Consider the following 11,120-nt stretch of genomic DNA (forward strand, 5'->3'; position numbering starts at 1 on the left):
TGACTCGATTGCCGACCACTGGACTCGCGTCATATACTGCTCGCGTGAACCTCGACCAAGCCATTCATTGCCAAGCTGGTCTTCTCGGCGGCAGGCCCGTCTTCGTTGACACGCGAGTGCCCGTTGAGTCGCTCTTTCTCTATCTCAAGTCCGGCGGGACGCTCGAGCAGTTCCTCGTCGATTTTCCTGGCGTCACACGCGAGCAGGCCGCCGCCGCATTGGATGCCGCAAGTCAGGCCTTGAGCTCGCGTGCGACTGCTGCTTGATGAGTGCGTTCCTCGGACGCTCCTTCCGCACCTTACGGGGCTTGCGGCGGAGCACCTTCGGGACTTGGGCTGGAAAGGGCTCGCCAACGGTGACCTTCTGAACGCGATGCGCGAGGCTGGCTTTACAGTCCTCCTGACCGTTGACCGTAACCTCCGTTTCCAGCAACCGATCACTGAGTACGGCGTCTCGGTCGTCCTTCTGGCGTCGGTGGGCAACACCGTTGAGTGCCTGTTGCCTCTACTCCCCCAGTTGCGCCGGGAACTTCCGTTCATCCAAGCGGGCCAGCTCGTCCAGATCGATACGCCGGGCGTCTAACGAAGTGCTGCAGCCGCCAAAGGCCCGGACGACGACCGGCGAGCCGGCGACACTCCCAAGGCAGCCGTGGGTAGACTGCCAGCGTCCGCTCGGTCGGCGACTGCACGGCGACGCTGCCGGGGGCCTTTGCGGCTGAGCAACAACGTTAGAGCGTTGACCGCCGTCCGTTCCACAACCCGCGAGCCGGAGATGAGACCAGACAAGCACGGGTCGCCGTGTCCTTCTTCTCTTGGTTGGGGAGGAGGGCACCACGCCTTCGCTTCGCGCGGAGACGGCATCCGTTCCCCGTCGCCGCGCGGAACGCCTCGAGGGACCGTTCCCGTCGTCGTGGCAGTTGCCATTCAGCTCGGTCACTCGTTCGGGCGCTCCCGCACCAGGGCGGTCCATCGCCACGGATCGTTCTCGTCGCGGATCGGTCGACATCGCTGCTCGGTCTCGCGAGCGCGAGTCCGCCCAGGTGCGGGCCGTTCCAGTCGGGCCGTGAGCGGTCGTTTCAGATTCGCTCTAACCAAGCGCTGCAGCCGGCAAAGGCCCGCTGGCATCCGCGGGTTGGGCGGATCGCGACGTCAAGCTATGCTGGCCCGCGGATTCAGCCGCTCAAGGCCCCCCGAGCGGGGCCTTTGCGGCTGAGCTTCGTCGTTAGCCGTCAGGAGAGTATGTGAAATACGAACCACCTGAGTTTAAAAAGGAGGCTTTTACCTGCCCTCATTGCGACGTTTATGTGCACTTTCGGTGGGTGGAAGGGAAAGAACAGGTAATGCAACATCGTGTCTGTAAATTGGTCCGAGCCGGGTTGGCGACGCATTGAGGAGTTGGGTGGATGAAGGGATCCGGAGAGGGCGGGTCAAGCGGCTTGGTGGTTGAGATAGACGCGTCCGGTGGTCCACTCCTCGTCGATCTCGGCAAGGATCGCGGTGACGAGTCGGAGCAGGGATGCGTCGTTGGGAAAGAGACCGGCGACGCGGGTTCGTCGCTTGATCTCACGATTGAGACGTTCCTGGGCGTTGGTGGTGCGGAGTCGGCGGCGAAGATAGGGCGAGAGGGTGAAGACGGTCATCGATTCTGGCGCACTCGCCTCGAGCCACGCGGCGAGCTGGGGCGCCTCGATCTTCCATCGTTCGACCATCGCGCGGAGGCGGCGGTCGGCCTCGTCGCGGTCGGCGGCGTTGAGGATGGTCTTGAGCTCCTGCGCGACCTCGTTGCGCTGACCGATCTTCGGCACGTAGGCCATGGCGTTGCGCATCAGGTGGAACTGGCAGCGCTGCCAGGGGATTCCGGTGAGCACCGCCTCTCGTGCGGCGCGGAGTCCCTCGTGATCGTCGCTGACGACGAGGCGGACGCCGTGCATGCCGCGTTCAAGCAGCGAGCGGAGAAACGCGCGCCAGTGGACCTCGGCCTCGCTTCGGGCGACACTGACCCCGAGAATCGTGCGTCGGCCATCGGCGAGGACGCCGGTCGCGACGAGGACGGCGGTCGAGATCACGGTGCCGGCGTGTCGCACCTTCTCGTAGCGAGCATCGAGGATGAGATAGCGCACCTCACCGATCGGGCGCGTGCGCCAGGCCTCGAGTTCGTCGTCGAGCTCGGCGGTGGCACGGCTGACCTGGGCGCTCGAGATCTCGAGCCCGCAGAGTTCCTCGAGCACGGCGGTGACGCGTCGGGTCGAGACGCCCTGGACGTACATCTCGGCGAGGGCGCAGAGCAGGGCGCGTTCCGACCGCACGCCCCGCTCGAGCGCCGAGGGATAGAAGTCGATGCCGCGCGTCTTGGGCACCTGCACGGTGAGCGTGCCGACGCGGGTCTTGAGCGACTTGGGCTTGAAGCCGTTCGCGTGCCCGCGGCGTTCCGGGGTGCGTTCATGGGGACGGGCGCCGAGCACCTGCTCGCGCTCGGTGCGCATGGCGATGTTGAGCAGCGTGGAGAAGGCCTGCTGCATGCTGTCGGTGCCGTGTTCGGCGATGAGTGTCACGACGTCGTCGAGTTCGCTACGATCCGATCGGTGGGTCATCTTCAAGCTCCTTGTGTTGCTAGACACCAAGAGCCAGATGACCCGCCCTTTCACGATTCTTCAACCGGCCTCGCGCCGTCACACGCTCGCGGCCGATTTACAGACGAAACGGTACACGCCCAAAGAACAGGTCCGAATTGCTGGCAGTTACGGATACCAGAATAACGACTTGCATGTTGGCCATTGTACCCACTGCAAGGGTCGAGTTATCTGGTTTGTGGACGAATTCAACTCATACATGCTGTGGCCGTTCGGAATGGCCAATGCTCCACTGCCACACGGAGACATGCCGGAAGACGTGAAGGCTGATTACTTGGAGGCTCGTAACATCTGCAAGCTGTCACCTCGTGGAGCAGCCGCACTTCTCCGTCTTGCAATTCAGAAGCTCTGTAAACATCTTGGAGAGACTGGAGAGAACATTAATGCGGATATCGGAGCTTTGGTAAAGAAGGGACTGCCAGTTCAGATTCAGAAAGCGCTCGATGTTGTGCGCGTTACAGGGAACAATGCTGTTCATCCCGGAGAGTTGGTCTTGGATGATAAACCGGAGATTGTATCTGCACTTTTTGAGCTTGTGAATCTAATCATCGACAACCGAATCGCCGAGCCAAAGCGCATTGATGCCCTGTATAACTCATTGCCGAGCGGCGCCCTCAAAGGTATTAAGGATCGTGACGGCTAACAACGCCATCAACGCGGACCGCCTACAGCGCTGCGCGCTTCCGGCGGCCGGTTATGGCGGACGTTATGCGTACGAATCCGACCTTCGCGGCAATTCATGATCAAAAGAGACTGGACCCTTCTCTTCAGCGAGTATGACCTTCGCGCCGTACTGGATGCCCAGCTAAAGGGCGTCGCTGAGCGCGTCCGAAAACTTCCAGAGTCGGGTTTCGCGTCCCGTACGGACGAAGACCTGTCCGCGACGACGGCTTCAGAGCTCGTTGTACGGCCCATCGTCCTTCATGATGACCGCATCGAAGTCTCGACACGCGAAGTCAAGATCGATGTAAGCCACGACTTCAATCGCGCTCACAATCCCTGGGGCCCAACGATTGTTGACGGCCTTGAGGTGTGCTACCATCTCCCCTTCACGGGAGACGGCGAGCTCCTGAAGTGCCGGCCGAGCACATTCACGATGAATGGTGCGCGCGCTGTAATCGGCAAGGGAGAGTTGCGCTTTCCCTATGACTCGCCCGGCCGAGACGTCACTGCGACAAAGAAGTGGTTTGACGAGGATCTCGCCAAGCTGAAGCAATGGCTCGGTTGGGTTGACGCGCAGGTTTCCGAGTACAACCGACAGATTGAGCCCGCAGTCCGTGCGGCCATTGCGGCGCGGCGCAACGAACTTGAGAGGTCTCGGGCCGACGTTCAGGCGCTTGGCTTCAAGGTGCGCAGTTCCGAGCCGACCCCATCGGCTCCGCCGCCTAGCGCAAGCACGGTGAAGGAGATGCGGAGTGCGCGCCGCGCCGCGGGTCGTCGCAAGTACGACGTCGCGCTCTCATTCGCCGGAGAGGACCGCGAGTACGTGGAGAAGGTTGCGGACGCGCTCCGCGCAGCAGGTGTAGACGTGTTCTACGACCGGTATGAGCAGGTGAACCTATGGGGCAAGGACCTCGCTGAGCACTTTGGACACGTCTATGGCCAGGACGCGCGTTTCGTGGTCATGTTCTCATCGCGCCACTACGCTGCCAAAGCGTGGCCCAATCACGAGAAGAGCCACGCACTTGCCACGCACCTAAAGGGAGTCGGCGGCAGAATGCTTCCGGTACGCTTCGATGACACGGACATTCCTGGCGTCCCGGGCACCATCGGCTACCTCGACCTTAGAGTGCTGACGCCCGATCGGCTCGCTGAGCTAGTTCGGCAGAAGATTGACTCCGATGCGCCCGACGCATAACGAAGCTTGCTGCCGATGAACGCGGTGCGGATTGGGTTTGGCGGGGCGTCCGTGATGGCCTAGGCTTGGTTGCGGACGCCCCGCCAAACCCTTCTTATTGGAGCGTTCACAGCAGAAGCACACGTTATGCGCACCGACACTGAGCAGCTCGTCCACGAAACTTCCGCTAGAGCGGAGGACGTTCGATTCGTGCTCCACAGCGCCCTTGAGCAGTTCAACGACAAACGGCTTCGGTCCTATGACGCGGACCCCGGCTTGCTGAGGGAGCACTTCGGGATCGAGGAAACGGTGCTAGCAGGCGGCTACGGCTACCGTCAGATCCTCGAACTCGTTCAGAACGGTGCGGATGCGTTGCTGGAAGCGCAGGAGCGTGGCGACACACTGAACGGCGATGGTCGCATCCACGTCCAGCTGAGTGGGTCGCGGCTCTATGTCGCCAACACCGGGGCACCGCTGAGTGAAGAAGGCCTGGATGCCCTTCTTCGGTCGCATTCGTCGCCGAAGCGCGGCAACCAGATCGGGCGCTTCGGTCTGGGCTTCAAATCACTGCTGAAGCTGAACGGGCGGATCGATGTCTTCACCCGGGCCTCAGGAGCGGTTCGCTTCGATCCAGAGAGGTGTCGAGACGAGCTCCGTCGCCGATTTCAGGTGACACAAGCGCCCGGCCTGCGGCTCGCTTGGGCCCTGCCGCCAGCCGAGCGCGCCGCGGATCCACTTTGCGCCAAGCTGGCGTGGGCTGAAACGATCGTTCGGGTCGAAGTCGGGTCAGAGAGCCTGCTGCAGCACATCCGGCAGGAGATTCGGTCGTTTCCAGCGGAGTTCCTGTTGTTCTTTCCGATAGCAGCCACGCTGACCCTCGATGACGGCGAGGAAGAGGCGCGTGAGGTCCGCCTGGCCATCGAAGGTGCCGAGCACATCCTGCACGATGGGGAGGCCGCCTCGCGCTGGCGCATCGCTGCGCGTGAAGTCCATATCACCGAGACGCGAGCCGTCGAGGACGCCACGCACATTCACGCTCGCCAGTCCGTGCCCGTGTCCTGGGCCATGCCAATCGAAGGACGACGCGAAGAGGCCGGCCGCTTCTGGGCCTTCTTCCCCACACATACGCAGACCTATTTGCCGGGCATCTTGAATGCGCCGTGGAAGCTGAACAGTGACCGCAACGCGATCATCGGCGGCGAGTGGAACGCCGCGCTGATGGCCGAGGCGGCGAGCTTGATCGCGGAGACGCTGCCCAGACTTGCCACCCCGGACGACCCTGCTCGGCCCCTGGAGGCCTTCCCCCGTCAACTGGATCGCAAGGACGACGATGCCGCCCCACTCGTCGAGTCGCTGTGGACGCGGCTGGAGGCAGCAGCCGTCATTCCGGACGGCACCGGGGCGCTGCGGCGCGCGCGGGAACTCTGGCGCCACCCGAAGGACACGTTGACACTGGCGACTGCGTGGCAATTACTCGCTGGCGCAGAGCAGCAGCGCCAGCTGGTGCACGCGTCCTGCCTGGAGCGTCAGCGCGCCAGCCGTCTGAATGCGCTGGCGGAACGTATCGAAGTGCCCGCCACGGGCCAGGGCCCTCCGCCGCTTCGCCGCTGTAGCATCGAGTCGTGGTTTGGCATGGTGGCATCAGCCAAGGCCGAAGCGGCGCTCGGCGTCCTGCAGCTGGCGGAGTCCTTCTCCATCGATGTGAAGCCCAGCGAGTGGAGCCAGGCTCGCCCCACGCTGGCGATCATCCCGACCCAGTCAGGCAAGTTGGTCACAGCGTCCAGGGTCATCCTCGCGCCCGAGGGCGTGTCCGTGCCCGATCGCGAGTCTGTTGCCTTGGAGCTTCTATCCAACTCCAAGGCGCGGCGACTGCTGAAAGACGTGATCGGCGTCAGGGAGCCGGACGATCAGCTCTGGCAGTCGATCCTCGCCGAGGCACTGCGACAGATCGCTAGCTGGCAGGCGCAGGCCGACGAAGGGGGTTGGCAGGCATTCTGGACTCGCCTGCGCCTCGCACCCGAGGGCGTGCGAAAAGGCTTCCTGGACACGTCTCGCGATCGCGTGCGCGTGCGTCGTCGCGATGGAAGTTGGGTGAGAGCGGACCACGTCCTGCTTCCTGGCGAGTTGGTGAACGACGGCGATTCACCGCCGCACTCGAACGTACTCATCGATCCCGATACGCACGGAGACGATCGCACGTCGCTGGTGGCGCTGGGCGTGGTGGATATTCCAGCGGGCAACATCGGACCCGCGGGCTTCACGGAGATTTCGGGCGAGACCGAGCTGCTGGCGCCGTGGCTTGAGGCGTGCCGCAGCCGCTACAAGGAAACGCACCAGAACTCTGCCTCCTGGAGCTATCTCGAGCCCCGTTGGCTCTCGATGCCGCGAGGCCACGGCTTGCTCGCTGAGCTCACAGGCGCCTCAAAGGCACGTTTCACCTTCCAGCTCCTGGATCGGCTCGCCGAGCCGCCGTTCCAGGAATCCGTCAGCTTCGGTCACAGCACGATGTCCGTCTACCCCCGGATCGACGTGCCTCATCCGCTGCCCTGGTACTTGCTCAACCATGGCGCCGTGCAGATGGGCACTTCCACCACGCCCCTCAAAGCTCTTGTCGCGCGCTGTAACCAAACAGTCCTGCGATACCTGCCGGACTGGAGCCGCATCGAGTCGGCGCTCGGCCGGCTGAACACGGCGTTCCCGAAAGTGTCGGCTGCGCAGGGCGAATTGCGCGCCTTCTGGGTCGCGTTGATCGAGGCGCTCGTCAGCGAGGACTCCCTCGATGGCGACGCGCTTACCGACCTCTGGCTCGGCGCCGCCAAGGATGGCGTCGTCCCGACCCAACTGCCGTCGCCGCCCGGCCGCGTTCCACTGAGCGCGGCATTCGTGACCACCTCCGCCGATCTGGCGCGGCGCGCTCGCACTCCGGGGCGCGTGGTCGTGGTGCTCGACCCGCCCACGATGCAACTCTGGCTGAAGGCCGGCGCGAAAGACCTCGCGGGTCTGATCCAGGCGGAATGGAGCGTCATCGCAGGGCCGCCCGAGCGCCTTACCGATGTCGTGCCGGAGCTTGGCGATGTCTTGCGGCCAGACGTTCGCGAGTTGGCGCGTTGCCAGCGCGTGACCCAGCTCCGCCTGAGGATCGCCGACACCGCACAGGCGGCTGCTTGCCTGATGTGGGACGGCGCGCTGCTTCTGGACGCTGAACAACTGGCTCCGCTTTCGCGGGCGGAACGGCTGCGGCGGCTACTCGCCGAGATCGCCGCATCCGGCTGGCTCGACGGCTCACCTACGGATGCGCTTCACCGCCTCGGCGACGCTGGTGTCGACGAACGACGGGCGCACGTCGCACAGGGCGCGACGCTGGCCGATCGCTTGCTGCGCGCAGTGGGCAATCGGGTCGAACCGTTGCTCGATGCCCTCGGCCAGCCGCTGCGCGACATGGACTTCGTCCGCCAATGCACGCCACAACAGCTCGCCGAGCTGGTGCTTGCCCAACTGGGCCCCGCCGCGCTGACTTCTTTGCGAGACACGTTGCAGGCCGAGGGGCTGCAGCCACCCGCGCGCTGGAACACGGCAGCCGCACTCGCATTCGTGGCGGCCATCGGTTTCCCCCCCGAATTCGCGTCGGCGGCTGAAGCCCGGCGCGAGCCCGAGGAGTTGATCACCGGGCCGATCGAACTGCCGCCCCTGCACGACTTCCAGCAGGAGGTATTCGACGGCCTGAGTTCGCTGCTCGCCAGCGGCACCCAGCGACGGCGGGCCGTCATCAGCCTGCCCACGGGTGGCGGCAAGACCCGCGTGACGGTGGAGGCGGCCGTACGGCTAGTGCTCGCGCCGGAGGGCGCGATGCGGAGCGTTGTCTGGATCGCCCAGACCGACGAGTTGTGCGAGCAGGCGGTGCAGGCGTTTCGCCAGGTCTGGGTCAATCTCGGCGCCCGGCGAACGAACCTGCGCATCGCCCGCCTTTGGGGCGGCAACCCCAATCCGACGCAATTGCAGCCGGATAAACCCGTCGTCGTCGTGGCGTCCATCCAGACATTGAACAACCGCGTCGGCGCGGCGGATCTGGACTGGCTGCGCAAGCCCGGTTTGGTGGTCGTTGACGAGTGCCACCATGCCATCACGCCGAGCTACACCACGCTGCTGCGCTGGCTGGACGCCGAGGCACCTCGCCCCGGCGCGGCGGAGAGAGATGAACCGCCGATTGTGGGGCTGAGCGCCACGCCATTCCGTACCGACGACGACGAGAGCCAGCGCCTTGCTCGCCGGTTTGACAGCCGCTGGCTGCCGTCCGACCAGGAGCGGCTTTATGCGCGCCTGCGCTCGCAGGGCGTGCTCGCGCGTGCGCTGTATGAGTCGCTCGACTCCGGAGTGGGCCTGACCGACGACGAGCTGGCCAGGCTGGGGCAGCTGCGGGAGCCATGGGAAGGCCTCGACTTCGAGAACCTGCTGGAAGCAATCAATCAACGCCTTGCGGGCGACGCACGCCGCAACGAGCGTTTGGTGGAGTGCATCGAGGCAAGCACCGAACGTTCCATCCTCTTCTTCACCAACTCCGTCGCCCATGCGGAGGAAATGGCTGCGCGCCTGAATCTCGCCGGCATAGGCGCCGCGGCCATCAGCGGCAACACGCCGACCATGGCGCGCCGGTACTTCCTCGAACGCTTCCATAGCGGGCAGATTCGCGTGCTATGCAATCACAGCGTGCTGACCACGGGCTTCGATGCGCCGAGGACGGACCTGGTGCTGATCGCCCGGCAGGTATTTAGTCCCGTGCGCTATATGCAGATGGTTGGCCGCGGGCTGCGTGGGGAGAAGAACGGCGGCACCTTGCAGTGCCGTATCGTCACCGTCATGGACAATCTTGGCCGCTTCCAGGATCGGCACCCTTATCACTATTGTCGGGATCTCTATGCGAGCGGCGCATAACAACAGCATGCAGCTGACGGCGCTTCGCGCCGCAGCTGATGCTGACCGTTAGGCAGATCAAGATGCCACGCAATGTCGTCCTATTCCTCGGCGCCGGATTCTCCGCCCCACTCGGGCTACCTGTGATGAACTCGTTCCTGGCGTTTGCAGACTCTTCCAAGCGTCTCGAATCCCGGCACCGCGACTTCCTTGGCCGCCTGCTCCTGCAGTCCCGTCGCGCGAACAGCTTCCTCGAGAGCTCGCCAACAAATCTCGAGGACATGCTCTCCTTTGCAGAGATGGCCGATCGTCTGGGCTTGGCGGATCCGCTTCCCGATGGCGAGTCTCAATCGGATTGTCTTCGCCATATCATCCGCCGGGTTTACACCACAGTGCCCGACGTCGACGACTTTTGGAACCAACTTCCGACCTTCGATTCGCTACTCGGAAGTTCCATCCGCGACTTCCAAGGACAGCTACAGATCGTCACGACAAACTACGACATCAACGCCGAGTGCATTCTCCAACGTGCCGGCAGAGGCATCGACCTTGGATTCGCGTTTGAGCGCCCCCTTCTCGAAAACCGTGCTGCGGCCGGGTTCTGTGGGGGACAAGGGACCAAGCTGTTCAAGCTCCACGGGTCAGTCAATTGGTGGCTCGATGGAGAATCCGGGAGCGTCGTCGTTGAGGATCGCATCATCCGAGTGCACGGCCAAGAGCGCTTTGACGCGCAGCTTCCGCGAATCTGTTCTGACTTCGTTCCGCCATCTCCGCCGCTCATCATCCCGCCGTCGTTCCTCAAGCCTGATCTCGCTCCAATCATCAAGGGCGTTTGGAAGGGCGCCGCCACCGCCCTGGCATCCGCGCATGACATTGTCTTTGTAGGGTACTCATTCCCGGAATCTGATCGTGAGATGATGTACTTCCTTGCAACGGCTTTCACCAACAACGCGTTGCTTCGCTCAATCCACATCGTCGATCCGAACGCCGACCGCATCGTTACACGGCTTCGATCCGAGCAGAGCAAGGCGGGTAGCCACTTCAAAGCGCTTCTTCACGCGCACACCGGCTCGTGGACAGACACGAATCTCGAATGGGCTTGGACTGCCTAACGCGTCGCTCATGCCGACACGCCCGTGCGGCTGTACCATGGTCGCGAGGCCTACGGCCTCGGCCGCACGTGCGTGCGGCATAGCTCGTAGTCGTTAGGCCGACCACACTCGAACAAGCCTGTCGCAACCGATATCTACTGACCGGCCAAGACGTCTCGACCAGTGCTCAAAGCCAAGTTTCACGGACCTTGCTCGTTTCGGGAAGCCTCAGGGCGGCTGGACCGGCGCTATGCGTCGCTGCTGGCGCTCCTGCCGAGGTCCAGCGATCGCGTTCTGGTGTTGGAAATTGGAACTCCATCCGACCGCCGCACCGTGCGCTCGAGTGACCTCCGCGCCGCGCTGGATGCCCTTCGCCGCTATCCCGGACCTGACCTCACAGACGCCACGCTCTGTGTCGTCGCTCGCAGATTCACGATTGAGGCATGGCAACTCGGCCTTGACTCCGGCCTTTTGGTCATCGCTATCGACGACGTCCTCCGATCCTCTGACGCCGCAGTCGACGAGATATCGCGCGTGATGAGCGAGAACCGCGTCGGTGAGTGGGTTCGCGAGCTTCTCGGTCGTCCCGCGTCGGACCCCAAGGCGCACAATGGCGACGGATCCGCCCCGCCGAGGTAACGATGCGGCCTAATCA

General features: G+C 63.7%; 7 protein-coding genes. 6 read left to right on the forward strand and 1 reads right to left on the reverse strand.

The genetic code is table 11. The features are described 5' to 3' along the window. Positions 1-44: 44 nt before the first annotated feature. Together KF724_13670 and KF724_13675 are read left to right on the forward strand one after the other, a co-directional pair. On the forward strand, positions 45-266 hold the full coding sequence (locus KF724_13670; protein MBX3356737.1) for a DUF433 domain-containing protein: 222 nt from the start codon (positions 45-47) through the stop codon (positions 264-266). Beyond that, a complete protein-coding gene (locus KF724_13675) occupies positions 250-582 on the forward strand; it encodes a DUF5615 family PIN-like protein (protein ID MBX3356738.1) in 333 nt (110 codons plus the stop codon). The genes KF724_13670 and KF724_13675 overlap by 17 nt, the downstream gene beginning before the upstream one ends. Before the next feature lie 844 nt (positions 583-1,426). On the opposite strand, the gene KF724_13680 is transcribed toward KF724_13675, so the two are convergent. Next, complete coding sequence (locus KF724_13680; protein MBX3356739.1) at positions 1,427-2,590, reverse strand: IS256 family transposase; 1,164 nt, start codon at positions 2,588-2,590, stop codon at positions 1,427-1,429. A gap of 13 nt (positions 2,591-2,603) precedes the next feature. On the opposite strand from KF724_13680, the gene KF724_13685 reads away from it, so the two are divergent. From KF724_13685 to KF724_13700, 4 genes are all read left to right on the forward strand, one after another. Then, positions 2,604-3,272: a DUF4145 domain-containing protein gene (locus tag KF724_13685; protein ID MBX3356740.1), complete on the forward strand. Its 669-nt coding sequence runs from the start codon at positions 2,604-2,606 to the stop codon at positions 3,270-3,272. Between the two features lie 96 nt (positions 3,273-3,368). Then, positions 3,369-4,487: a TIR domain-containing protein gene (locus tag KF724_13690; GenBank protein ID MBX3356741.1), complete on the forward strand. Its 1,119-nt coding sequence runs from the start codon at positions 3,369-3,371 to the stop codon at positions 4,485-4,487. Between the two features lie 189 nt (positions 4,488-4,676). Then, positions 4,677-9,395, forward strand: a complete 4,719-nt coding sequence (locus KF724_13695; protein MBX3356742.1) for a DEAD/DEAH box helicase family protein — start codon at positions 4,677-4,679, stop codon at positions 9,393-9,395. A 62-nt stretch (positions 9,396-9,457) separates the two neighbouring features. After that, positions 9,458-10,486 carry an SIR2 family protein gene (locus tag KF724_13700; protein ID MBX3356743.1) on the forward strand — a complete coding sequence of 343 codons (1,029 nt, stop codon included), beginning with the start codon at positions 9,458-9,460 and terminating at the stop codon, positions 10,484-10,486. Positions 10,487-11,120: the final 634 nt, after the last annotated feature.

The sequence above is a fragment of the Phycisphaeraceae bacterium genome (genome assembly GCA_019636735.1).
GTDB lineage: Bacteria > Planctomycetota > Phycisphaerae > Phycisphaerales > SM1A02 > VGXK01.

Excerpts from the sequence above, each read along its gene's own strand:
- KF724_13680 (MBX3356739.1), bottom strand. The coding sequence starts at position 2,590 with ATGACCCACCGATCGGATCGTAGCGAACTCGACGACGTCGTGACACTC.
- KF724_13690 (MBX3356741.1), top strand. The coding sequence starts at position 3,369 with ATGATCAAAAGAGACTGGACCCTTCTCTTCAGCGAGTATGACCTTCGC.
- KF724_13700 (MBX3356743.1), top strand. The coding sequence starts at position 9,458 with ATGCCACGCAATGTCGTCCTATTCCTCGGCGCCGGATTCTCCGCCCCA.